Annotated in this window: 24 protein-coding genes and 6 pseudogenes; 12 read left to right on the top strand and 18 right to left on the bottom strand. The window is 25.3% G+C overall.

The window, feature by feature from the left end:
- Positions 1 to 4 precede the first annotated feature (4 nt).
- On the top strand, positions 5 to 1,858 hold the full coding sequence (gene infB / locus AACK78_RS00585) for a translation initiation factor IF-2 (protein ID WP_338955582.1): 1,854 nt from the start codon (positions 5 to 7) through the stop codon (positions 1,856 to 1,858).
- 340 nt (positions 1,859 to 2,198) lie between these two features.
- Here the strand turns inward: infB and AACK78_RS00580 are convergent, their stop codons facing one another.
- The gene (locus AACK78_RS00580; RefSeq protein WP_338955581.1) at positions 2,199 to 3,179 is read right to left on the bottom strand and encodes an IS30 family transposase; all 981 of its coding nucleotides are present in this window, start codon (positions 3,177 to 3,179) and stop codon (positions 2,199 to 2,201) included.
- Between the two features lie 546 nt (positions 3,180 to 3,725).
- Between AACK78_RS00580 and AACK78_RS00575 the strand changes: the two genes are divergently transcribed.
- The 4 genes and pseudogenes from AACK78_RS00575 (at position 3,726) to AACK78_RS00565 (ending at position 5,083) form a co-directional block, all read left to right on the top strand.
- Positions 3,726 to 3,896 carry a hypothetical protein gene (locus tag AACK78_RS00575; RefSeq protein ID WP_338955579.1) on the top strand — a complete coding sequence of 57 codons (171 nt, stop codon included), beginning with the start codon at positions 3,726 to 3,728 and terminating at the stop codon, positions 3,894 to 3,896.
- A 67-nt stretch (positions 3,897 to 3,963) separates the two neighbouring features.
- Positions 3,964 to 4,227, top strand: a complete 264-nt coding sequence (locus AACK78_RS00570; protein WP_338954456.1) for a transposase family protein — start codon at positions 3,964 to 3,966, stop codon at positions 4,225 to 4,227.
- Between the two features lie 136 nt (positions 4,228 to 4,363).
- Positions 4,364 to 4,465 (top strand): annotated as a pseudogene (locus tag AACK78_RS07160) (hypothetical protein); the annotation flags it as partial.
- Positions 4,466 to 4,486: 21 nt separating this feature from the next.
- Positions 4,487 to 5,083: a DDE-type integrase/transposase/recombinase gene (locus tag AACK78_RS00565; RefSeq protein WP_338954985.1), complete on the top strand. Its 597-nt coding sequence runs from the start codon at positions 4,487 to 4,489 to the stop codon at positions 5,081 to 5,083.
- Positions 5,084 to 5,244: 161 nt separating this feature from the next.
- Here AACK78_RS00565 and AACK78_RS00560 read toward each other — a convergent pair whose 3' ends face one another.
- Complete coding sequence (locus tag AACK78_RS00560; protein WP_338955576.1) at positions 5,245 to 6,048, bottom strand: SDR family NAD(P)-dependent oxidoreductase; 804 nt, start codon at positions 6,046 to 6,048, stop codon at positions 5,245 to 5,247.
- Entirely contained in the window at positions 6,026 to 6,745 is a 720-nt protein-coding gene (pgsA, locus tag AACK78_RS00555; RefSeq protein ID WP_338955574.1) for a CDP-diacylglycerol--glycerol-3-phosphate 3-phosphatidyltransferase, read from the bottom strand. The genes AACK78_RS00560 and pgsA overlap by 23 nt, the downstream gene beginning before the upstream one ends.
- Before the next feature lie 442 nt (positions 6,746 to 7,187).
- Here pgsA and AACK78_RS00550 point away from each other — a divergent pair, with 442 nt between their 5' ends.
- The 4 genes and pseudogenes from AACK78_RS00550 (at position 7,188) to AACK78_RS00540 (ending at position 8,308) form a co-directional block, all read left to right on the top strand.
- Positions 7,188 to 7,451, top strand: coding sequence for a hypothetical protein (locus AACK78_RS00550; protein WP_338955572.1), 264 nt, complete (start codon positions 7,188 to 7,190; stop codon positions 7,449 to 7,451).
- Positions 7,418 to 7,690, top strand: a pseudogene (locus tag AACK78_RS07155) (hypothetical protein); the annotation flags it as partial. The gene AACK78_RS00550 and the pseudogene AACK78_RS07155, both read left to right, overlap by 34 nt.
- 21 nt (positions 7,691 to 7,711) lie before the next feature.
- A complete protein-coding gene (locus AACK78_RS00545) occupies positions 7,712 to 7,936 on the top strand; it encodes a hypothetical protein (RefSeq protein WP_338955571.1) in 225 nt (74 codons plus the stop codon).
- 189 nt (positions 7,937 to 8,125) lie between these two features.
- Positions 8,126 to 8,308 (top strand): hypothetical protein, encoded by a 183-nt coding sequence (locus AACK78_RS00540; protein WP_338955504.1) that lies wholly within the window; start codon positions 8,126 to 8,128, stop codon positions 8,306 to 8,308.
- Positions 8,309 to 8,346: 38 nt separating this feature from the next.
- On the opposite strand, the pseudogene AACK78_RS00535 reads toward AACK78_RS00540, so the two are convergent.
- The 3 genes and pseudogenes from AACK78_RS00535 to AACK78_RS00525 form a co-directional block, all read right to left on the bottom strand.
- Positions 8,347 to 8,976 (bottom strand): annotated as a pseudogene (locus AACK78_RS00535) (IS30 family transposase); the annotation flags it as partial.
- 41 nt (positions 8,977 to 9,017) lie between these two features.
- Positions 9,018 to 10,820, bottom strand: coding sequence for a translation elongation factor 4 (gene lepA / locus AACK78_RS00530; RefSeq protein WP_338955569.1), 1,803 nt, complete (start codon positions 10,818 to 10,820; stop codon positions 9,018 to 9,020).
- Between the two features lie 375 nt (positions 10,821 to 11,195).
- The gene (locus tag AACK78_RS00525; protein WP_338955568.1) at positions 11,196 to 11,363 is read right to left on the bottom strand and encodes a lipoprotein; all 168 of its coding nucleotides are present in this window, start codon (positions 11,361 to 11,363) and stop codon (positions 11,196 to 11,198) included.
- Positions 11,364 to 11,399: 36 nt separating this feature from the next.
- Between AACK78_RS00525 and AACK78_RS00520 the strand changes: the two are divergent.
- A pseudogene (locus AACK78_RS00520) lies at positions 11,400 to 11,848 on the top strand (IS30 family transposase); the annotation flags it as partial.
- 181 nt (positions 11,849 to 12,029) lie between these two features.
- Here the strand turns inward: AACK78_RS00520 and AACK78_RS00515 are convergent.
- Together AACK78_RS00515 and AACK78_RS00510 are read right to left on the bottom strand one after the other, a co-directional pair.
- Complete coding sequence (locus tag AACK78_RS00515) at positions 12,030 to 12,596, bottom strand: UPF0236 family transposase-like protein (RefSeq protein WP_338955564.1); 567 nt, start codon at positions 12,594 to 12,596, stop codon at positions 12,030 to 12,032.
- Between the two features lie 122 nt (positions 12,597 to 12,718).
- Complete coding sequence (locus AACK78_RS00510) at positions 12,719 to 13,369, bottom strand: UPF0236 family transposase-like protein (RefSeq protein WP_338955562.1); 651 nt, start codon at positions 13,367 to 13,369, stop codon at positions 12,719 to 12,721.
- A gap of 1,080 nt (positions 13,370 to 14,449) precedes the next feature.
- Between AACK78_RS00510 and AACK78_RS00505 the strand changes: the two genes are divergently transcribed.
- Both AACK78_RS00505 and AACK78_RS00500 read left to right on the top strand, forming a co-directional pair.
- The gene (locus tag AACK78_RS00505) at positions 14,450 to 14,557 is read left to right on the top strand and encodes a lipoprotein (protein ID WP_338955560.1); all 108 of its coding nucleotides are present in this window, start codon (positions 14,450 to 14,452) and stop codon (positions 14,555 to 14,557) included.
- Positions 14,558 to 14,982: 425 nt separating this feature from the next.
- Positions 14,983 to 15,264 carry a hypothetical protein gene (locus tag AACK78_RS00500; protein WP_338955558.1) on the top strand — a complete coding sequence of 94 codons (282 nt, stop codon included), beginning with the start codon at positions 14,983 to 14,985 and terminating at the stop codon, positions 15,262 to 15,264.
- Positions 15,265 to 15,446: 182 nt separating this feature from the next.
- On the opposite strand, the gene AACK78_RS00495 is transcribed toward AACK78_RS00500, so the two are convergent.
- From AACK78_RS00495 to AACK78_RS00460, 10 genes and pseudogenes are all read right to left on the bottom strand, one after another.
- Positions 15,447 to 15,710 carry a transposase family protein gene (locus AACK78_RS00495; protein ID WP_338955555.1) on the bottom strand — a complete coding sequence of 88 codons (264 nt, stop codon included), beginning with the start codon at positions 15,708 to 15,710 and terminating at the stop codon, positions 15,447 to 15,449.
- Positions 15,711 to 15,771: 61 nt separating this feature from the next.
- The gene (locus AACK78_RS00490) at positions 15,772 to 16,368 is read right to left on the bottom strand and encodes a DDE-type integrase/transposase/recombinase (protein ID WP_338954388.1); all 597 of its coding nucleotides are present in this window, start codon (positions 16,366 to 16,368) and stop codon (positions 15,772 to 15,774) included.
- Between the two features lie 21 nt (positions 16,369 to 16,389).
- Positions 16,390 to 16,455, bottom strand: a pseudogene (locus tag AACK78_RS07150) (hypothetical protein); the annotation flags it as partial.
- Positions 16,456 to 16,628: 173 nt separating this feature from the next.
- Positions 16,629 to 16,892: a transposase family protein gene (locus AACK78_RS00485; protein ID WP_338954596.1), complete on the bottom strand. Its 264-nt coding sequence runs from the start codon at positions 16,890 to 16,892 to the stop codon at positions 16,629 to 16,631.
- 134 nt (positions 16,893 to 17,026) lie between these two features.
- Positions 17,027 to 17,392, bottom strand: a complete 366-nt coding sequence (locus AACK78_RS00480) for a site-specific DNA-methyltransferase (protein ID WP_338955553.1) — start codon at positions 17,390 to 17,392, stop codon at positions 17,027 to 17,029.
- 90 nt (positions 17,393 to 17,482) lie between these two features.
- A complete protein-coding gene (locus AACK78_RS00475; protein WP_338955551.1) occupies positions 17,483 to 17,767 on the bottom strand; it encodes a hypothetical protein in 285 nt (94 codons plus the stop codon).
- Positions 17,768 to 18,689: 922 nt separating this feature from the next.
- Positions 18,690 to 19,631, bottom strand: coding sequence for a 3'-5' exoribonuclease YhaM family protein (locus AACK78_RS00470; RefSeq protein WP_338955550.1), 942 nt, complete (start codon positions 19,629 to 19,631; stop codon positions 18,690 to 18,692).
- A gap of 107 nt (positions 19,632 to 19,738) precedes the next feature.
- On the bottom strand, positions 19,739 to 20,593 hold the full coding sequence (locus AACK78_RS00465) for a 2-oxo acid dehydrogenase subunit E2 (RefSeq protein ID WP_338955549.1): 855 nt from the start codon (positions 20,591 to 20,593) through the stop codon (positions 19,739 to 19,741).
- 500 nt (positions 20,594 to 21,093) lie between these two features.
- Positions 21,094 to 21,312 (bottom strand): annotated as a pseudogene (locus tag AACK78_RS07145) (IS30 family transposase); the annotation flags it as partial.
- A 94-nt stretch (positions 21,313 to 21,406) separates the two neighbouring features.
- Positions 21,407 to 25,648, bottom strand: a complete 4,242-nt coding sequence (locus AACK78_RS00460; RefSeq protein WP_338955547.1) for an ABC transporter permease — start codon at positions 25,646 to 25,648, stop codon at positions 21,407 to 21,409.
- Between the last annotated feature and the right edge of the window lie 5 nt (positions 25,649 to 25,653).

The raw sequence follows: 25,653 nt of genomic DNA, 5'->3' as shown, positions 1-25,653 counted from the left end.
ACAGATGAGTAGCCAAAAGAACAAACAGAATAAAAAATCATTAGCGAAAAATCAACGCAATCGGATTCAATCACAATTAAAAACGGTTGAAGCCCATGTTACAGAAGGGGTTTTTGTGTATGATGAAGCATTAACAATTGCTGAATTTTCCCAAAAAATTAAAAAACCTGTTACTGATATTATTAAATATTTCTTTAGTAAAGGAATGATATTAAATCAAAATACTTTTTTAATCGAAGAACAATTAGGGGAGTTATGTTTGGAATTTGGGTTAGATTTTAAACGAGAAAAATCAGTAACGCATGAAAACTTAATTGAGAGTTTTGAAGTTAATGATGATCCCGCGTCGTTAGAAAAACGTCCACCAATTGTAACAATTATGGGGCATGTTGACCATGGGAAAACAACCTTACTAGATACAATTCGAAATACTAATGTTGTTAGCACTGAACATGGCGGGATTACCCAACATATTGGGGCGTATCAAATAAAAACGAAAAATGGGGAAAAGATTACCTTTGTTGATACTCCTGGGCATGAAGCTTTTACCCAAATGCGTGCCCGTGGGAGTGAGGTAACGGATATTGTTGTCTTAGTGGTAGCGGCTGATGATGGGGTGATGTTGCAAACAAAAGAAGCAATTGACCACGCCAAAGCCGCGGATGTACCAATTATTGTTTTTGTTAATAAAATGGATAAACCAGGGACAAATTTAGATAATATTTTAATGCAATTATCGCAAGAAGAATTAACACCTGAAGAATGAGGAGGGACAACGACTTATGTGAAAGGAAGTGCCAAACAAAAACAAGGAATTGATGAATTGTTAGATACCATTTTATTAATGGCTGATTTAATGGAATTAAAAACAAATCCAAATCGTTTTGCGTTAGGAACCGTCCTTGAATCACACTTGAATCGTGGTTTAGGACCAGTGGCAACATTATTGGTTCAATCAGGAACATTAAATATTAAAGATGCCGTAGTTGTTGGGTATACTTTTGGTTTTGTTCGTGATTTATTTGATGAAAGGGGTAAAAAAATTAAATTGGCGGGACCTTCAACACCAGTTATGATTCATGGTTTAAATGAAATCCCTAATGCCGGAGACCGCTTTATGGTCTTTCGGGATGAAAAACTAGCCCGGGAAATAGCTTTAAAACGAAAAAAAATTGATACGATGAATAAACGTTATAAAAATCAAAATTTCTCATTAGAGAGTTTATCAGCTCAAATTAAAGATGGCCAATTAAAACAAATTAATATCATTTTAAAAGCGGATACCCAAGGAACAGTTGAAGCAGCGAGGTCAAGGTTACTAAAAATTAATATTTCGGGCGTAAAAATTAATATTTTACGAGCAACTGTTGGCGGAATATCGGAAAGTGATGTTACATTGGGACTAGCTAGTCAGGCCTTTATTGTTGGTTTCAATGTGCGACCAACGGCCCATGTTCGTAAAAAAGCCGAAGATGAGGGAGTCGCAATTCGCTTACATACGATTATTTATAAACTAACTGAGGAAATTATTGCCGCCGCAGAAGGAATGTTAGATCCGGAAATGGTCGAAGAAGTTCTAGGCCAAGCAGAAGTCCGTCAAATCTTCCGTCATTCCGATATTGGAACAATTGCTGGTTGTCATGTCACGGATGGTCTTATTCCCCATAAATCACGTGTGCGTGTGTTACGTGATGGCGTTATTGTTTATAATGGGGAATTAGCATCCTTAAAACATATTAAAAATGACATTAAGGAAGCTAAGAATGGTGCTGAATGTGGTTTAACAATTAAAAACTATAATGATTTAAAAGAGCAAGATCTTATTGAAGCTTATACTGAAAAAGCCGTTACAAAGTAACGGCTTTTTCAAGTTGTAAAGTAAAGATGCAAGTAGGATTTTTAATCCTTTGTATACTGTAAAACTAAATCATAAAAAGTTAATATAATTATAACAAATTAAAAATAAAAAACAATAATTACAAAAAATATTAAATTAAAAATATTTTTTTAATATTTATTTTTAAAAATGGCGCTGTGTAGATATAAACGGCAAATTTATATCTTGTTAAGTTAATAATAAAATATTTTTAATAAATTGCAACAACTTTTTCAGAAAAAATTAAATTTTTGTAATTTTATCTTATTTTATTCATATTTAAGCACACTAAAAATAATTTATTAAATTTTAACTAATAAATTTATTTAAAATTTTGTAAAAACATTGTCTTTGCACTTAGTCAATTTAAACATGGTCGGAGTTTATCATTTATAACATTAACTACTCAATCTATCATTTTTTGACTAATATTATTAAAATCAATTCCCTTAGAAAGTCAATATCTAAATTCACCGTTCATATGATCAATTAATGGTTTTTGTTGTGGTTTACCGGGGTCACAAAAATAAACTTGTGTTTCAGCAAATATTTCCATTTGTTTTCATTTACTAAATTCTTTTCCTCTATCAGTTATTATTCCTTTCATTTTCCCAATTAAATTATTATTTTTAACAATATATTTAAATTTTTCTAAAACTTCATTAGCAGTATTATTTTTTAATTTCATTACAAAATAATTTTTACTTGATTGTTCTACTAAAACTAAATTACTAGATTGATGGTCTTTTCCTACAACAGTATCCATTTCAAATCATCTAACATTAGAAACTTTATTTTCAATATCTCAAATTGATTTAAAGTTAGTTAATTTACCACGATTATCAGGTTTTCCTTTTGTTTTATATTTTTTACCACGATGGGGTAAATTTTCTTTTTTTAATCCAAATTCACCTAAGCGAATTCATTTATACAATGTTTTAACACAAGCAGGAAATTTAACACCAAACTCCAAGAAATAACGATAAATTAATTGTTCGGGTATATCGTGGTATTTATTAAATCTTATTTTAATAAAATCTAACTGCTCTTTTGTAAATTTAGGTAGTTTTTTAATGCATTTTTTACGTTTTTGTTTATAATCTTTTTGTGCTTGATATGGATTATAATCTTGTATATTTTTAAATCGCTTAATTTCTCTTTTAACAGCATTAACTCCACGACCCGTTTGTCGTGATATTTCAGATAAATTAATTGTGCCATTTTTCTTTTTACAAGTATCAGATAATAATAAATCCTTAAATAAATCTCGCTCATCAAATATTAAATGTTTAAATTTTCTCATTTTTATATAAATTCCTTTCATTTTTTCTTATAATGTATTATATATAAAATAAAGAGGTCAATAAATATGTAAGAATTTAGTAAAATTAATAATAAAAAACGAATTACTAGTTATGAACATTTAAATAAAAAATATGATTTAAATTTTAGTGACTATAATTTTGGTTTTGATTGAGAAGTATTTAAAGATTTTGTTGGTGATAGTTATGCCCGATATTTTACTTCGCCAAGTTTTTTTAAGTTTATCTCAGCGGGGCGCGGCACTAATAAGACATGAAATTACTTAGCAGAAAAATTATTTTTTGCTTGTAATTTTACCGATGCTTCATCTAATATTTTACGAAGATATGCCAACACTCACGAAGATACTACATTTGGGGATACAATTAATGTATGTAACTATCTATATGATAAATATGGGATTGATATAGGGTCTGACAATGAAAATGGCGTTGTTTGACCTAAAAATGTTAAAGAAGGTGGCGAAATTGTTTTTCCTAGTGGTACTCGTGTTGCTTTTGCTGGTTATGCTAATGGTAATAAAATTATGGGGGAAGTTGGTAAAGGTAGTGGTATTATCTCTGCATGAACAGATGAAATGATACATGCGGAAGAAAAAGAAATCTTAACTGATAAAGAATTAGATAAAAGATATAATAATTTAAGAGTTTCAATGTTTCGTTCAAAAAGTTTAAAAGTATCTTATGAAAAAAAATAGACTGCACCCAAAATAGTAAGTAAAGAAAAAAAGTCTTTGCTAAACTTTAAATGAGGTGCATTTTTATATGGCAAGAAAAGGACAAAAATTTAATAAATATACAGCATATTTTCGAAAAATGATAGTACACGAGGTTAAAAATAATAGTATAAGTTTTATTGCAAAAAAATATCAAATTAATAAAAAAACTGTTGCTTCATGGTATGAAAATTTTAAGAAAGGAATTTTAAACACCAATAAAGGTCCAAAAGAATCATTTGAAAAAAGAGATTTAAACTATTACAAAGTTAGGTATGAATTACTAAAAAAGCTTCATGACTTTTACAATTAAATAAAAGAAAAATTGTATCTTTTATCAAAGAAAACATTAATAAATATCCACTAAATTTATTACTTGATATAACAGATTTAAAGCATAGTTATTGAGATAAATATAAAAATTATTCAAGTAATGGTAAAGATAGCGAATCATTAAAAATATTGTAAAAGTCTATGAAGAAAATTTAAAACAATTTGGTTATCGTCGAATTACCAAATATTTAAAAAAAGATTATGGCATTGTTTATAATGCTAAGAAAGTATTGCGAATTATGAAAGAAAATAATATTCAAGCTGAATATGTAAAGCGTATGCGTAGAAAAATATTAATAAAACAAAATAGAAATAAAAATATAATTAAATATCCTGATTTAGTAAATCGTAATTTTAATGATATTAAAGAAAGATTTTCAATTTTATTTACTGATGTAACTTATTTAATTTGAAATGGTAAAAAACATTATCAATCAACAATACTTGATGGATATACTAAAGAAATTATTGATGTAAAATGATCAAAATTTAATAATAACAAACTTGTAATTGATAATTTAAATGATGCAATTAATAAAATTAAAAAAATAAAAAAAGATTTAAATAAAACAATAATTCATTCAGATCACGGATATCAATATACATCTAAAGATTACAATAGTAAATGTTTAGATAACAAAATTATAATTTCAATGGGTAAAAATTATCATTGTGCAGACAACATTATTATTGAAAGTTTTCATTCATTACTTAAAAAAGGAACAATCCATAATAAAAATTATAAATCTCATAATGAATATATTAATGATGTTAAAAAATGAAATAAATGATATTCAAACCAAAAAGAAAAATATATAATAAATGAAAGTTTGTAAACCTTTTTATTAATACTTACTAAACAGGGTGCAGTCTAGTTTTAGCAAAGACTTTTTTCTTTACTTACTTTTTTGGGTGCAGTCTAAATAAAATCTAGATTTTTTTATATTAGGCGTCCTGTACGATGCCTAATATAAAAATAGAAACAACAATGTTGTTTCTATTTTCGTTTTTTTTGATAATTATAGACTGATGTTAACACTCAACTTTGAGGACTCCATTTTGTTAATTTCTTAACAATCTTATTAATACTCCCCGTTATAATATAATTTTTTCGTTTGACTTTTAAACTTTTTACCAGGCTTTTGCGAGCATAAGTAGATGTTTTCATTACTTTGACAGTTGAATAATATTTGGCATTGTGTTGATTGCTACTTCGATTTCAAAAATCAGTTTTTAAAGGTCCAGGGCATAAGGTAATAACCCGTACTGGTGACTTTGTTTTCTTTAACTCAGTATTAATTGCCACGCCTAAACTTCAAACATAAGCTTTTGAAGCATAATAACTAGCAAAGACTGGGGCAGGGGTAAACGCCGCTAAACTGCCAATGTTTAAAACACGACCTTGGTTTTGTTCAATAAATCGTTGCACAAAAAGTTTTGTTAAAATTTGTAATGCTTTAATATTTAAATCAATCATATTCATTTCTTGTTCTAAACTAGATTCATTAAAGTAACCTCAAACCCCATATCCAGCATTATTAATTAAAATTGTTACATTATCTGTTTGTACCTCATTAAATAGTTTTTGACAATTTGCTAAAATACTTAAATCATAATTAATCATTTTAATTGATTGGGATGGATATTTTTTTTGTAAAGTAGCAACCGGGATCGTGTTACGAGCAACTGCAATAACATTATAACCAAGTTTTAATAATTCTTCGCAATAGCAATAGCCTAATCCTTTACTAGCCCCCGTAACAACAGCTCATTCTAATTTATTTTCCTTTTTCTGTGCCATTGGTTTCTTGTACACTTTCTAATGTTGGTTTTTTAATAACGGTCATATCAAATAATGTTTTTCGATTTAAGAAAATATAATTACCAGCCGCCGCTAATGATAATACTGTTGTTAAATACATTGGAATCATAATAATTTGGTTTACTCATCCAAATTTATCTCATTGTCCTCCTGTTGGTAAAGAATGACCATTAAACATACGACAGCCAACAAAAAATAAAATTGTCATTCCAAACATTTCCATTGCTGCGCGAATGCGCCCTAATTGATTAGCAGCCATTACTACTTTTTTGATTGCTAAAATTTGGCGAACAACATCAATTACAAAGTCTCGGGCAATTAAAATTACAATCATTCAAATTGGAATAATGTTAGCACATGCAAATATAATTAAAACAGCATTTGTTAATAATTTATCGGCAATTGAATCAAAAAATTTCCCAAAGGTTGTAACTTGATGATATCGACGAGCAATATAACCGTCTAATAAGTCAGTTAAACTAGCAATAATAAATAAAATTCCAGCAATTAAATAACTAATTGGCAATGAATAAGTCACATTTTTTCCTTCAATTAGTAAGCGTTGATCTCAGCCATTATACAATGAACTATTTTCAAAAGGAACAATTACCATTAAAACAATAATAACTGGGATTAAAAAAATCCGAATTAATGTAATGCGATTAGCTCAATTCATTTTATGTCCTCTTTTCTAAAACTATCTTTGCTAGATATGTTAATATTACTTACATATTATATTATATAAATGTATAATATGTAAGAAAGTTTATGAAGAGGAGATGTAAATTGTAAATACCAAATCATAAAAAGTTAATAAAATTATAACAAATTAAAAATAAAAAACAATAATCACAAAAAATATTAAATTAAAAATATTGTTTTTAATATTTATTTTTAAAATTATAAAATTAAACACAACAAAAAATAAATTTTACTAATCTTAACAAACACTAATTTAATTTAAAAAAATTTTTTTAAAATATTGTCTTGATGTAAAATTTTCCAAGCAAGGTCTAATTATGGTATTTAATATATCTAAAATAGTTTTTAGACTGCACCCAAAAAAGTAAGTAAAGAAAAAAAGTCTTTGCTAAACTTTAGAGGAGGTGCATTTTTATATGGCAAGAAAATGACAAAAATTTAATAAATATACAGCATATTTTCAAAAAATGATAGTACAAGAGGTTAAAAATAATAGTATAAGTTTTATTGCAAAAAAATATCAAATTAATAAAAAAACTGTTGCTTCATGGTATGAAAATTTTAAGAAAGGAATTTTAAACACCAATAAAGGTCCAAAAGAATCATTTGAAAAAAGAGATTTAAACTATTACAAAGTTAGGTATGAATTACTAAAAAAGCTTCATGACTTTTACAATTAAATAAAAGAAAAATTGTATCTTTTATCAAAGAAAACATTAATAAATATCCACTAAATTTATTACTTGATATAACAGATTTAAAGCGTAGTTATTGAGATAAATATAAAAATTATTCAAATAATGGTAAGGATAGCGAATCATTAAAAAATATTGTAAAAGTCTATGAAGAAAATTTAAAACAATTTGGTTATCGTCGAATTACCAAATATTTAAAAGAAGATTATGGCATTGTTTATAATGCTAAGAAAGTATTGCGAATTATGAAAGAAAATAATATTCAAGCTGAATATGTAAAGCGTATGCGTAGAAAAATATTAATAAAACAAAATAGAAATAAAAATATAATTAAATATCCTGATTTAGTAAATCGTAATTTTAATGATATTAAAGAAAGATTTTCAATTTTATTTACTGATGTAACTTATTTAATTTGAAATGGTAAAAAACATTATCAATCAACAATACTTGATGGATATACTAAATAAATTATTGATGTAAAATGATCAAAATTTAATAATAACAAACTTGTAATTGATAATTTAAATGATGCAATTAATAAAATTAAAAAAATAAAAAAATATTTAAATAAAACAATAATTCATTCAGATCACGGATATCAATATACATCTAAAGATTACAATAGTAAATGTTTAGATAACAAAATTATAATTTCAATGGGTAAAAATTATCATTGTGCAGACAACATTATTATTGAAAGTTTTCATTCATTACTTAAAAAAGGAACAATCCATAATAAAAATTATAAATCTCATAATGAATATATTAATGATGTTAAAAAATGAAATAAATGATATTCAAACCAAAAAGAAAAATATATAATAAATGAAAGTTTGTAAACCTTTTTATTAATACTTACTAAACGGGGTGCAGTCTATTTTAATCTACTACGAATATTAATTAATGGCTCATTTTGACCCAATCAACGCCTTATATCTCTATTTATTCTTTCTACTAATGCTTTCTGACGAGGTTTACCAGGATCACAAAAATAAACTCTTATTTTAAAGTGTTTTTCTATTGTTTTTCATCTATAAAATTATTTTCCTCTATCGGTTAAAATACAACTAAATTTATTAATACCAATTTGTTTAATCATTTTCATTAAAATTGTTAATACAATACTTGCCTTTTTACTAAATAAAATATGATAAAAAAGTATTTTTGATTTACGATTTACTAAAACTAACAAATAAAAATTACCACAATCAAGAGTATCCATTTCTCAAATTCCACTAAAACTTAAATCATTTCCATAATCATTTAAAAATTTCTTATAATCTCTAATATTAAGTAATTTTCCATAATTATCATTTTGTTCCCCATTTTTTGTTTTTCTTTTTTTATTTTTAAAAAATAACATTTCTTTTTTTAAATTAAAATAACCTAATTTAATATACTTATACATTGTTTTAAAACATACACCAAATTTTACATTATATTGTAATTCATACGAAGTAATAATATTTTGTGGCGAACGACCAAAATTATTATATTCATTTGTAAATTGTAAATACCAAATCATAAAAAATTGCTAATATATAGAAATTAATCATCTAACTTTAATACTGCCATAAAAGCTTCTTGTGGCACTTCAACTGACCCAATTGCTTTCATCCGTTTTTTTCCTTCTTTTTGTTTTTCTAATAATTTCTTTTTCCGGGTAATATCTCCACCATAACATTTTGCTAAAACATTTTTTCGCATTGTTTTAATATCTTCCCGGGCAATCACCTTATGATTAATTGATGCTTGAATTGGGACTTCAAAATTTTGGCGTGGAATAATTTTTTTTAATTTAGCACACAGTGCTTTCCCACGTCCGTAAACAAAATCACGGTGAACAATAATTGATAAAGCATCAATAATTTCATTGTTTAATAAAATATCCATTTTAACTAATTTATTTGGACGATAACCAATAAAATCATAATCTAATGATGCATAACCTTTACTAATTGATTTTAACCGATCAAAAAAATCAAAGACAATTTCATTTAATGGCATTTCATAAGTTAAAATTCGACGGGTATCATCAATATATTCTAAGTTAACATATGTTCCCCGCTTATTTTGACATAAGTCCATTAAAGCGCCGATATATTGTTCAGGGGTCATAATTGTTGCTTTAACAAAAGGTTCTTCAATCCGGTCAATTTTTTGCACGGCGGGTAATTTACTTGGATTATCAATACTAATCATTTCTTTATTTGTTAAATAAACATGGTAAATTACCGAGGGAGCTGTTGCAATTAATTCTAAGTTATATTCCCGTTCTAATCGTTCTTGAATTACATCCATGTGTAATAAGCCTAAAAAACCACAGCGAAAACCAAAACCTAAGGCTTGTGATGTTTCGGGTTCATAAACAAGGGCCGCAGCGGATAATTGAATTTTTTCTAACGCTTCTTTTAAGTCATTATACTTAGCTGAATCAATTGGGTATAAACCACAAAAAACCATTGGATTCATTTTTTTATAACCTGGTAATGGATGCTGTGCTGGTTTTGCAACACTTGTAATCGTATCTCCCACCTGAACATCGCGAACCATTTTAATGCTTGCTGTTAATCAACCAACTTCGCCGGCTACCAACTGGTCTTTTTTTACTTCTTTCGGCGTTCTAACGCCTAATTCTGTGACTTCATAAATAGCCCCTGTATTCATTAATTTAATTTTTTCACCAACGTGAGCAGTTCCTTGCTTAACACGAATTGAAACCATTACTCCACGATATTTATCATAATGTGAATCAAAAATTAAAGCTTGTAACGGATTATTATCATCAGCATCTAATGGCGCCGGAATTTCTTTCACAATTGTCTCTAGGACTTGTTCAATATTTAAACCCGTCTTGGCACTAATTAAAGGAGCATTTGTTGTTGGAATCCCAATTAAATTTTCAATCTCTTCCTTAACTCGTTCTGGATCAGCTGATGGTAAATCAATTTTATTAATAACCGGAATAATTGTTAAATTATTATCAATTGCTAAATAAACATTAGCTAATGTTTGCGCTTCAATTCCTTGTGCCGCATCAACAACTAAAATGGCTCCCTCACAAGCTGCTAAACTACGCGCCACTTCATAAGTAAAATCAACATGCCCAGGAGTATCAATTAAATGAAAAATATACTCTTGCTGATCTTGCACATGATATTTTAACTGGACTGAATTTAATTTAATCGTAATCCCGCGCTCACGTTCTAAGTCCATTGAATCTAATAATTGTTCTTGCATTTCACGTTTTTCAACTGTTCCTGTTAACTCTAAAATCCGGTCTGCTAACGTTGACTTCCCATGATCAATATGGGCAATAATTGAAAAATTACGAATTAATTTTTTATCCATATTAAAATTAAAACCCTTTCTATTTAAAAAGTTACTTATTTATTCTTATTAATTATACATAATTTTAAAAAAATAACTTTAAATAACATTTTTAAACCAAGAAACTTGCAAATGATAAGAAATATTAATTCTAATTAGAATTATATAATTGAATTGTAAATACCAAATCATAAAAAGTTAACTATTCATTTAGTTAACTTTTTTAAGTTAATTATAGGCTGTTGAAATTATGCAAATAAAGCAATATTTAATTTTGTGGTCGTTAGTAAAAAAGTATGGTAAAGATATTGTTATTAATACTGTCAATAAGATTGCAAATGATATTGAAATTAAAAAGTAAAGAATAAATTATCCCGCGTAATTTACAATTTTCAATTAACTTTCAATTACTTCCAACTGGTGGTTGTTGTGGTTTGGGTTCTGGTTTATTACCCCCCCGTTTTCACTATTATTTGGTTTTTCGCAACTAATTAATGATGTTGTACTTGTTGCTTTTAATCCGATTGCTCCTAAAATATTTAAAATGTTATAATTATTGCACATAAATTATAACATTTTAAATATTTTAGGAGGTAAAGTATGAAAAAATATGAAAGATTAGATTTTAATGAAAGAGTAAATTTGGAAAAATTAAAAGATAATGAATTATTTAAAAAGAAAAATGAAACAATTAATATTTGAAAAAATTGCTAAGCAAATAAATAGAGCTTATAGAACTATTTGGCAAGAGTTAAATATGTTTGATAATATTAATGATTATAATGCTGCAAAAGCACAAAAAATACATGATAAAAATAAAAAACAATGTCGTAAATATTCAATGTTAAATTCACAAGAATTAAGTCACTTTTCTAATGAATATAATAATTTTGGTCGTTCGCCACAAAATATTATTACTTCGTATGAATTACAATATAATGTAAAATTTGATGTATGTTTTAAAACAATGTATAAATATATTAAATTAGGTTATTTTAATTTAAAAAAAGAAATGCTATTTTTTTAAAAATAAAAAAAAGAAAAACAAAAAGGTTGTATGTATTATTTAAGGGTTTTAATTAATACCTTAGAAATTGTGGAATAATATACCACTTACTTACTTAGATTATATTACTTTTAATTTTATTATCAATATATTTTTCTATTTTTTTAAATTTTTCCACGACAAAAATACATGTTTATTAAAGTTATTTAATTTATTAGATAAAATTAATAAAAATATAAGTTTGATTGTAAACTATTATTTACAAAATTATTAACTGAATAATTAATTCTATTTTCTTCTAATGGTTCATTAGTATTAAATAAATTAATTTTATTTTTAAAATTCATCATACTAGTATTTAATTTATTTTTAAGATTTTTTTCATTATAAGTTGCTTTTTTAACCGAAACACCTTTACAGTAATGTGATATATCACCCTCAATATGACAACCAATATTATTTCATAATGTTTGATTTCTGACACCTTCTTCATTATTTTTAATTAATCTAATTGTCTCTTTTAAGAATTTCATTTTTGATTCTTTTATAAAAGAAGCGCTGTTTTCTAAACATTCTAATAATTCTTCATATTTAGCATTAAAAAAATAATCAACTGCTTTATGATATGTTTCTTTATTTTGCTTGTTTTTACTTTGATAAGGATATAATTTTTTAAATCTACTTGCAAGATGAAATTTATCTATCGTGTAATGTACTTTATTTTTAGGGAAATATTCTTGAATAAATTTTGAAATATTTTTAATTCATGTTGCTCCATCACCCAATACCATAAATTCAATATTGTCATTAATATCATAATAACTTGTAATTAATGTAAGTAATTTACTAACAAAATTAGTTAATTTACTATTTTTTTTAATATATTCTGGGATATTATCTAGTTCTATAATCTCTATTCATTTGCAATTACAGGTCTTTTTTTAGTTGATTTTGCTTTATCAAATCCAGTATGAACAGTTGAAAATATACTATGTTTTTTTATTTTTTCTTTTAATTTTTTATTTTCATTTCACATTTTTAAATAAGTTCTATCAATTTGAATATATAAAGTATGAGGTACCTTTATTTTTTTAGCAGTTTTATTAATATAATATTCTTTATCAGTTTTTGCATTTTTCATAATATTTGAAATTGTTTTTATACAAATTTTTACATGTTCCATAGTATCTAAAATATCTTGATATGTTTTTTTATTGCCAATAAATGATAATATTTTTTCTTTAACAGTATTATCTATTCTTTGTCATTTTTCAATTCCTAAAAGCTTATCCAAAGGGAAAATATATTCTTCTTTGCCTGTTTCTGGATTAATTTTATAATATTTTCTTCTTTTAAAAGTTATTTTTCCTTTTAAAATAGTTAATGTTCTTGTTTTGAATTCTTTTACTTTATATTCTTTAAATTCTTTTAAACTTTCGTGAGTTTTATAATTTTTTAAAATTAATTCATCATAATATTCTAAATTTTGTTGAATAATCTCATTACTTTGTTTATCTAAAAAATTAATAGAGTTTTTAATATAATTTTTATCAAAATTTATCATTTATTTTGCCCTCTTTTCCTTTTTATTTATAAATTAATATTGCTCACACACTAACTCTATTTTAGATATTTGTCAAATTTAGTTTTAATAAAAAAACAAGATTATTATTAATCTTGTAATAGAAAGGAGGTGGCGATAATTAAATATTATTATATTAATTTTTATTAAACCAGACTACCGTGATTATCGCCGTCTATGCAAATTATATATGCTTTTTTTCTGTTATATCACTTTACTTAATCTAGCAATAATTTTTGTATATATAGTGATACCCACTTATGCCAACCAGTTTCAAAAAACTTTTTAATTCCCATTTAACGAATAGGGCTCCATTTTTTAATCTTGCTTTATATAGACTTTGACACAGACAGAAACTATTTTTTAATTATCTTTTCAATAATTAATGCTACACTCATTTTTTTGGTAATTAAATATAACTATTAGGTTTATCAAACCCAAGGAATAAACTAAGAATTTCTGCTTTGTTTATTTTTCGCTATATTTAATGAGAAATAGTTTCCCACATTTCAATATATATAATTTAAACATATACAACGAACGAACATATAACTAAGCAACCGTTATTGTTAGTCTTTTCCTTTTGAGACATGTGATGCAGTTTTACTACATGATGATATCGTCATTTAAAATAAATGTCAAATAAATAATTAAAATAATCTGCCATTTATTAAGCATTTTAAACGCCATATCAGGGAATTATTTTATATGAAAATACAACAAAAACACACAAAAAAACTTTAATTTTGTCGAAAACTCTTGATAAAGTCAAAAAACCTTATAAAATATAGAGATTTGCAAGAAATACATTTTATCAAAAACTCAATAAAATCAGGGTTTTATTAAAATATCAAGAGTTTTCGACAAAATTAAAGCAAAAAAAACAATACGCCAAAAAATCACCGCGTCCCCCATACTTGTTATTACAATCATAATTCCGCGATAATAGTTATTTCAATTTCCTGCCTTCCTAAAATAGTTCTAAAAGTGCTTGTATATATATATATAATGTCAATAGATCATGAAGAAAGTTTAGAGATTTAAGAAGGGAAATTATACAAAATGAAAAAACTTTTAAGTTTATTAAGTTTATTAACAATTATCGGAACTGCAATGCCAACTGTAATTGCTGCTAGCCCATATAAAAAAATAATAAAACAAATAATTTAGAAAAATTAAAAAGAGTTAAAAGGCAAGACAATGAAAATATATCAACAAATGATTTTTTAGAATTTAATAATAAATCTATTAATAAAATTTTTGGCATAGATGAAGATGTATTTGATATTATAACTGACAGTAAAAATAATGTTTATTTTATTGGAAATAAAAAAATATATGTATTAAAACAAGGCGAAACAACGCCAGTAAAAATTGAAGGAATAAAAGATTCACATACAATTAAAAAAAATATTAAGCCTATTATCGATAGTAAAGATAATGTTTATTTTGGAACAGAAGATAATGGTGTATATGTATTAAAACACGATGGAAAAACCGCAACCAAAATTAATGGTATAAATGATGCGGTCTATTTAATTTCAATTAATAGTAAAGATAATGTTTATTTTTGTACACGCAACAGTGTATATAAGTTGCCCATTGGGTCGGACACCGTAACCAAAATTAATGGTATAGACGATAAAATTAATGATATAAATGATAAGATTTTATCAATTGTTTTTGATAGCAAAGATAATGTTTATTTTGGAACAGACAATAATATATATGTATTTAAAAGCAATGAAACCAAAGCAAAAAAATTTCTTAATTTTAATAAATATGCGAAATTAACATATAAATATATTGCTATTGATAAAAATGATGATATTTTTTTTGGTACAAATAGTGATATTTTTTATAAAAAAATATGTTAAAAAAGCATTTAAAATAAATTAGACTTTTACAATATTTTTTAATGATTCGCTATCCTTACCATTACTTGAATAATTTTTATATTTATCTCAATAACTACGCTTTAAATCTGTTATATCAAGTAATAAATTTAGTGGATATTTATTAATGTTTTCTTTGATAAAAGATACAATTTTTCTTTTATTTAATTGTAAAAGTCATGAAGCTTTTTTAGTAATTCATACCTAACTTTGTAATAGTTTAAATCTCTTTTTTCAAATGATTCTTTTGGACCTTTATTGGTGTTTAAAATTCCTTTCTTAAAATTTTCATACCATGAAGCAACAGTTTTTTTATTAATTTGATATTTTTTTGCAATAAAACTTATAGTATTATTTTTAACCTCTTGTACTATCATTTTTTGAAAATATGCTGTATATTTATTAAATTTTTGTCCTTTTCTTGCCATATAAAAATGCACCTCCTCTAAAGTAGACTGCACCCTGTTTAGTAAGTATTAATAAAAAGGTTTACAAACTTTCATTTATTATATATTTTTCTTTTTGGTTTGAATATCATTTATTTCATTTTTTAACATCATTAATATATTCATTATGAGATTTATAATTTTTATTATGGATTGTTCCTTTTTTAAGTAATGAATGAAAACTTTCAATAATAATGTTGTCTGCACAATGATAATTTTTACCCATTGAAATTATAATTTTGTTATCTAAACATTTACTATTGTAATCTTTAGATGTATATTGATATCCGTGATCTGAATGAATTATTATTTTATTTAAATCTTTTTTTATTTTTTTAATTTTATTAATTGCATCATTTAAATTATCAATTACAAGTTTGTTATTATTAAATTTTGATCATTTTACATCAATAATTTCTTTAGTATATCCATCAAGTATTGTTGATTGATAATGTTTTTTACCATTTCAAATTAAATAAGTTACATCAGTAAATAAAATTGAAAATCTTTCTTTAATATCATTAAAATTACGATTTACTAAATCAGGATATTTAATTATATTTTTATTTCTATTTTGTTTTATTAATATTTTTCTACGCATACGCTTTACATATTCAGCTTGAATATTATTTTCTTTCATAATTCGCAATACTTTCTTAGCATTATAAACAATGCCATAATCTTCTTTTAAATATTTGGTAATTCGACGATAACCAAATTGTTTTAAATTTTCTTCATAGACTTTTACAATATTTTTTAATGATTCGCTATCCTTACCATTACTTGAATAATTTTTATATTTATCTCAATAACTACGCTTTAAATCTGTTATATCAAGTAATAAATTTAGTGGATATTTATTAATGTTTTCTTTGATAAAAGATACAATTTTTCTTTTATTTAATTGTAAAAGTCATGAAGCTTTTTTAGTAATTCATACCTAACTTTGTAATAGTTTAAATCTCTTTTTTCAAATGATTCTTTTGAACCTTTATTGGTGTTTAAAATTCCTTTCTTAAAATTTTCATACCATGAAGCAACAGTTTTTTTATTAATTTGATATTTTTTTGCAATAAAACTTATACTATTATTTTTAACCTCTTGTACTATCATTTTTCGAAAATATGCTGTATATTTATTAAATTTTTGTCCTTTTCTTGCCATATAAAAATGCACCTCCTTTAAAGTTTAGCAAAGACTTTTTTTCTTTACTTACTTTTTTGGGTGCAGTCTAAAGTTTAGCAAAGACTTTTTTTCTTTACTTACTTTTTTGGGTGCAGTCTAAAGTTATTCATTTTTTAAAAATTTAATTTAAGTTCTATTTTATTTAATTTTTTTTCTATAATTGCAAAATAATTATTATTTATTTCACAACCTAGTCATTTTCTCTTTAATTGTTCACAAGCATATGTGGTTGTACCACTTCCCATAAAAGGATCTAAAATTAAGTCATTTTCTTTGCTGTGTTTTTTAATCAAATCGCCAAATATATTTAATGGTTTTTCTGTTGGGTGTTCTGTTTTTTTATAAGATGAACCTATTGGGTTTTTAAATATTATTTTTTTATTTTCATAGTTTTTTATATAGTTTGGTATTGGATCTTTTTTAGAATAAATAATCATACAATATTCTTTATCTTGAAAAACAAAATTATTAATTGGCATTGGATTTATTTTTTCTCAAAAATAAAAATCAAAATTCATATTATTTTTATAAACTCAATCTAAGTAATCTTTAATTTGTCTTCTATTCATTTAAATTAACATAAATTTATTTTTTGAAATTCGATAAAATTTATCTAAATAAGTATTTATATCAAATGAATTATGTAAATTATTATCATAGATAGCGTTAGTATATTTATTTATACTTTTTGATATTTCGCTGGAATTTATTTGTTCTTTTTTTCTTGTTGGTAAATCATATAAATAAGGTGGATCAGTTAATATCAAATCAACGCTATCATTTTCTAATATTTTGATAAAAGATAAAGCATTAGTATTTGTTAATTTACCCAAATTAGTTTTAAATTCTTTCATTAAATTATCATCCTATTTTTTGTATTTTATTAATCTAAAATTATTAAATATTTTTTAGCATTATTTTTTATATAATTTTAAGATATGTTTATCAAAAATATTTAATTTAATATATTTATATTATTTGTTTATGATAGAGATTAAGATAAATATATTATTAATACTTTTTTACTTACTTTTACTATAATTTATTTATTAAAAAATATATTAATTTTGTTATTAACTAATTATTTATGAGAGAGTGTGAGATAAATATTAATATTTTATTTTTTATCTCTCTATCTATCTGTCTTTTAAATAAATATATTAAATATATAATAAAAATAAATTTTGACACATTTAAAATATGCAAAATAGTAAAAATTGGCATACCGAAAAATACTATTAAGTTTTCAAAGATCATATATTAAATATTAATTTTTTAATAAATAATTAAGTGTGCCAATAGAAATTAATATAAATGGAGCAGAGAAAAGACAACACGTTAAATTAGGAAAAAAAACAGGTACATTTTTTGTAAAGATTTCTAAGATATTTAATAAATGTTGAAACAACTTAAAGAGGACATCAAAAAGTTGCTATAAAGTTTTTTATTTTATAAATAAGATGCTGTCTTTTCTCTGTTTCAATTAAATTAATATATAATTATGGTTTTATAAATAAATAAACCATTTTAGTAAATGATTTATTTATTCTTATTCAATTTCTAAGTTTTTTTTCAAAACCCTTCTTTTTCCATGCGACCAATAAAAAACAATAATCACAAAAAATATTAAATTAAAAACAATATTTTTTATTTAATATTTTTTGTGATTATTGTTTTTTATTTTTAATTTGTTATAATTCTATTAACTTTTTATTATTTAGTTTTACAGTATACAATTTTTTCTTGCAATCTCCAAAATGTGTGTGGTATACTACATTATTTTTCAAAATGTTTTAAGAATCAGCGTCCTTCAACTGATAATAGCCGTTGTGTTTGTTCATTAAGTAACGTTTTTGATAATTCTTTATCAATTCGGTAAATTCGCGCATCTAAATTATCTAAAAATGATAAAATTTCAGCTTCCAATATGTGTGGTTCAACTGGGGAACCATATTCTAACCGTCCATGACTAGCTAAAATCATATGTTCTAACAAAACAATCTTTTCTGAATTTAATTTATTACTTTGGGCAAGATGGTTTAATTCATTGGCCATAATTGAAATATGACCAAGCAATTTCCCTTCAAACGAAAAATCATTTGTTGCCCCACTTGTAATTTCAATAACTTTACCCAGATCATGTAAAATAACGCCACAATATAATAATTCGGCATCAATTAAACGATCTTGATAAACATCGACAACATTTTTTGCCATTTGTAGCATTGTTAAACTATGTCAGATTAAACCCGATTTTATTTCATGATGATTACGAATTGCCGCTGGTCAAATTTTAAATTGTTCCCCATATTTGGCTAAAATTAAGGTCATAATTTCACGGTATTCTGGTGTTTTCATTTTTTTTACGGTTTTCATAATTTCTTTATACATTTTATCCAGTGAAAGTGGTGCCACTTCAATAAAATCATCCAAATTAATACTTTCATTATCAATGACATCATAACTATTAATTTTTGCTTGTAAAACTTTGCGATATTCAATAATATTAATATTTACTTTATAACAATTACCTTTCGCTCAACATTCAAGGTCACTTGGGCGGGCATCTCATAATCTTGCTTCAATTATCCCTGTGCGATCTTTTAATGTTATTGATAAATAAGTGCTTCCATTGGAAGCTGTTCCTTGTGTTACTTTATCAGCAATCACATTTAATTCCACATTATTAACTTCTTTCGTTAAATCTTTAATATTCATTTTTCCCCTCCTAAAAATAAAAAAATACGTAATAAAAAACATTACTTTTTTTGTTTTATAATAATAACCCTGGATTTGATAGTAAATACGCTACATAATGGACAAATTTACTTGCTTCTGTAATATCCAATTACAGCTTCATTGTAGCCTAGTATAATAACCATAATATTGCGAATTGCAATATCATTCTTTTCAACAACAACTGGTTTTTTAAAAATAATTCCCATGGCAATTCCAGCAACATTATCCTCTGGAATGATAAATGTTCCCCGTATTATCCCATATTCACCATAATTTATAATTGAAAATGAGGCATCGCGATAGTCTGTTTCTTCTAATTCATTATTAATAGTTTTCTTTATTAATTTTGTTAATTTTGAAGCAATTTCTTTAATGGAATAATTTTTCAAATCATATAAAAATGGCATTTTCACAGTAGTAGCACTATCCACATTAAAAACAATATTATAAAATAATTTCAATAAAAGGGCATGATCTTTACTAATAAAAGATGCATTTAGAATAGGAAATTTTTTTAATCCATCGTAAACCGCTTTAACATAAAAAATTAACAATGTTAATACAATTTCATTTTGTGAATATGCTTCACACATAATTAATAATAAAATAACTAATTCACTAATATCAACTTCAATATCAATAAAACCATGCGCAATATTTCGTTTACTTTCCATAATTTCTTTTGCCCAAATAATTGCTTGTTGATTTAATTTAACTTGGTCAGCTTCTAAACTTTGTGAACTCTCTTTTGTTTTATGATGTGATAAAACAGAATGTTCACTTGATTTGATATCTTCGTTAATATCTTTTTTAATATGGGATGCTACATACGAATGAACTGTTGCATGCGTTTTTGAATGTTCACTATGTTCCTTCTCTTTGTCTTCTTCACCACTATCTTTTTTAACGTGTGCTGGTTGTATGTGAATGAGTGGCAACATGTGATTTTAAATGTTCCGCATGTTCCTTCGGTCTTGCTTCCTCCGTCTTTTCATGCTTGTTCATTGCGGTTAATTCTACTTTTGGCCTAGGTTCTTTTTCAGCAGCAGCCGGAACATTTTTGCTTTCATCTGAAACGCTCTTTTCTTGGTATTGAATTAGCTCTGTTTCATTAAGCGATGGTAAAATAACTTCTTCATCTCTAATTCTTCGGTCATTAAATTTTCATCAAAATAAATTACTTCCGAAGCACCATCATCAGCAAGTAATTATTTTTCATTACTTTCCTGGTTTAACTCTTTGTATACTGTAAAACTAAATCATAAAAAGCTAATAAAATTATAACAAATTAAAAATAAAAAACAATAATTACAAAAAATATTAAATTAAAAATATTGTTTTTAATATTTATTTTTAAAATTATAAAATTAAACACAACAAAAAATAAATTTTACTAATCTTAACAAACACTAATTTAATTTAAAAAAATTTTTTTAAAATATTATCTTGATGTAAAATTTTCCAAGCAAGGTCTAATTGTGGTATTTAATATATCTAAAATAGATTTTAATCTACTACGAATATTAATTAATGGCTTATTTTGACCCAATCAACGCCTTATATCTCTATTTATTCTTTCTACTAATGCTTTCTGGCGAAGTTTACCAGGATCACAAAAATAAACTCTTATTTTAAAATGTTTTTCTATTGTTTTTCATTGTAAATTGTAAATACCAAATCATAAAAAGTTAACTAAATTAATAGTTAACTTTTTATGATTTGGTATTTACAATTTACAATTCAGAACCTTAAATTTATATTTCATTTGCATTAATTTGCTCTTGAATACTCATATGATTAATTTTATACGTTGAAATGCAATAAGTTACTAAATAAATTGCTATCATTAAAAAGAACGTAATCGGAATTGTAATTCATGGGAATCCAAACGGAATAATTACTTTAGCAATTGCAATAAAGCCATAAACTCCTAATCACAATATTAACCACATAATTCCAACACCTAATATCCATGCTAGCGCAGCAAATGGCGTAAATATTCCTAATGTTAAATTATTAATTTCATGATTTGAATATCCTAACGCTTTCATTACCGCCATAAATTTCAAGAATGAATTAACAAACGATTCTGTCATAATATATACAATAATAACAGCAGTTATAATAGTAATAACAACAAAGATGATTGATAAGATACTTGAAATTCAAGCAAATTTGGCAATAACTTGAGATTTGATAATTAAATAATCTGTTGTTCCAATCCCATCGCTTAACTGACCATTCATAAAATCATTCATTGAATATGACCCATCTGGTGAAGAAAGATTAAAACGTTTTGTTTGATCAACTTGATCGGGATATTTACTAAATTTACCATTAAATCACAACAATGGATTATCATTTTCATTATTGTATAATGGACCATTGTCTGTATTAAAACCAAGAATTTTATTCGCTAAAACTTGGTTTACATATGCTTTTGGCACATCATAAGAATTTTGAATTCCAATAACCTGGTAATTAAAATTTTTAGTAATTTTCCCAATTTTTAATAATCCTTGTCGTAAAGCTTCGCGATATCAATTAGTCGGGAACCCCGTTTTTAAATCACTAATTTCATTAATTTCCTTATCAAATTTATTATCAAATGGATGAATAATATAATAGTCTCCTTCTTTTGTAATTACTTTTTGATTAACAAGTGGACTATTAACATCTAATAATCCCGGCAAACGATTCCCCGTTGTCATTGAAATTGTTTCATTTTGAAATTCACTTGTTTTAAAAGCATTAACTGGTAATTTTAAAATAAAATTCTTAATATTGTAATAGTCTTGAATTGTTCCTGTTTTGCTTTCAAAACCAGCCCGAAGCTTATTAACAACCGCTAATTTTGTTAAATCAAGGGTAAATGGATTAATATTATCATCAACAAAACCATTTGGTAACTCATATGATCAATTTGCTTGCGGCACAACACAATGAGCTGCATCATCACAATATTGTAATTGTTTAACATTAGTTGTACCAGTAATTATTTTATTCAATGATAAATTATATTTACTTTCTGCCGCTTTATTAACGACAATAGGAATGATATCTGTTGCAATATCTAAGTTTTTAGTATCGTCTAATATTTTTTTAATATTTTTATTTGGGAAAATAATCGTTTTATTATTTGCATTAATCCCATATATTGAAAGAATGAAACTTGTCCCAGCAATATTTGTTATATATCCAGTATAAACATCTTCATCTTTAGCATTATAGGTTGAAGTCCCAAAGGTAAAATTAAACTGCAATTTAGCTGCCTCACTTTTTAACCACATTGAACGAATCTTATTTGGCATAACATCACTTGTTGCATATTGAGCACAATAAGTTCAACAGTCAATAATATTCCGGTCAGTTGGATGAACTAGTTTTTTTCTAAAAGCGCGGGGCATTGTTAAACATAATAAAGTATCAATTTGATTTCGAATATCAATATTTTCACCATAACGAAGATACATAACATAGAGTGTTCCAATTGATAAACTTGCCCCTTTGCCAACCATAAAATTAAAAATAATCATATTATTTAATTGTTGCACATATAAATTAGCATTTTTATCATTAATATCAGTCCTTGTTGATAATCACTTGTTATTATTATATAAATAATCACTGACTAATGAATTTTTAGTTAATGGATACGCGGCATTATTTGAAGCCCCTGGTCCATTTCAATCATACATTTCATAACGTGTAAATGGCATATTACCAATAACATTAGTATATTCGTATTCATTATTATAATTTAAATTAGCATAATAATCTTTACTAAACTTATTAATAGCAGTGGGAATTAACGTTGCTAATGTTAAGGATAAACTAGCAATAAAAAATGTTAAGAAAAATCAGCCAATTTTTTTAATTGAAACAGCCATCATAATAAACTTGAATTTTGTTGTAAATTTTTTAAAATGGAAAAGATTACTAATTGAATAAATTAATTTTGAAATTTTAATATTTTTATTTGGATTCAATAAGTCTAACGGACTGATTATTAACTGGCGAGTTGCAGTTGTTAAAATTGACAAACTACTTACAAGACCAATAATTCCTAAACAAATTGCAAATGGAATAATTGAAAATGAAAAGTTAACCGGAATAACAAAGTAACTATTAAATACACTCATAATAGGTAATTGTAAAATAATCCCAATAATCCATCCAATCGGGACACCAATACCAGTTACCACAAGAGCATGGGCTAAATAAGAACTAGAAATTGTTAATCCACTATAACCATTTGCTTTTAAAATCCCATTCTCAATTTTTTGTTGATTAATAATTTTTTTAATTAAAATTACTAATGTAAAGACTAAAATAATTATGAACAGAACACATAAGATAATTGTAATGGTACGATAAAACTTAATTATTGTTCCTAATAAAGAATAACGCAAATAAACTAATTTTGTTTCATCACGATTTTGCAAGGAAGCATTTTTATCACTTGGGTTATTTAAACTTCAAAAATCACCAGCTAAATATTTTTTAAACTGCTCCATATTGGCATTCTTATTTTCGGGTGTTCCAAAATGAGTAATATATAATGTTGAATTTTCTTCAATTTCTGCATTTGCAACAATTGATTCACCACGATAAATACTTTCTGAAACATAAATAATCCCATCTTTTTTTGGGTCTGGGAAAACATCAGTATCATAAATTGTCGGATAAATATTAGCTGGATCTCCACCAATCGCACCCACAAAGAAATTAGAATTTTCACCAATTGTTAGTTGATCTCCTAATTTTAATTTTTGGCTACGCGCAAATTGAGGCGTAATAGTAACATAAACCGAATTAATTGGATCACTTGGATCAAATGAAGCATATTTTTTAATAAACTTTAACTTATTATTTTGTAACAACTGTTGGGAATTAATAATTTTATATTTTAAATTTGATGTTAAGTCTCAATACGCAAATTGCTCACGTAATTCATATGAAAAATTTGTAGCTTTTGCAACTAAACCATAGTAAGTTTCTATAAATTGATAAGGCCCATATGGGTGATTCTTAAAATTACTATTTTTATTATTTTGATTATAAAAATCATTAATACTAAAAACGGCATTTTCAAGATTATTATTATAACCAACTTCAAGATTATTATTAACAGTTGGTGAATAATAAAAATTAATTTTTGTTAAAGATTGTGATGTGTCTTTGGTTAAAAAACTTAAATCCCCATTTAATTTTTCATTAAATAAGCGATCCTGAATATCATTTTTTGTCGGAATTTCATTAATTTCTCCCCGCAAATCAACATCTTTTTTCCATTTTGTTACCCCATTATTAACAAAATCAATCACGACCTCTTTTAATTTTGCCTTATCTGCTTCCCCAGAGTATTTCTTATTCAAATATGCAATAATTAAATTAACAGTATTTTGTGAAATATCACTACGAGTAAAATTATCCATAAATTTTTCAATTAAACTTAAATTATTTTGTGCAAAAAGTAATCCATTTTGATCATACAATTGCCCTATTACAGATGTTTGAAACGCTTTACTTTGAAAGTTAAAACAATACAATCCATTATTTAAAAAATTTAGGGCCTCCTTATCAGGGTCAGTAAAAACAATATTAGTAACTTCTTTTGTTGTTGAATCAAAAGTAAATGCCATTTCAATATTCTTGTCCAAGGCTTTTAAAGCCCCATCTTGGCCCAAATGAACATAAGGTAATGTTCATTGTCCACCATCAGTATCAGTAATTAAATGATAAGTATTACTAAAAGCATATCACGGTGTAATTGTTTCAACATTCTGTCCTTTTTTCTTTTTACTATCAAACCTCAATAAATAATCATAAGCAAAAGTTCCTTGCCCCATGAATGAATATGCATCAATTAAACGTGCATTAATAATTCACGAAGAAGTTGTTAACAATGTTAAAAGCGCAGCCAATATTATGAAAATAGTTAGTTGTGCTTTTTGCTTAAACACACCTTTTAATATTTGTCAAAACAGCAACATTTTTA

The organism is Spiroplasma endosymbiont of Polydrusus cervinus (genome assembly GCF_964019755.1).
In the GTDB taxonomy this organism is placed as follows: domain Bacteria; phylum Bacillota_I; class Bacilli_A; order Mycoplasmatales; family Mycoplasmataceae; genus Spiroplasma.
Note: the sequence above shows the minus strand (reverse complement) of the source record. Positions and strands in the feature narration are given on the sequence as shown.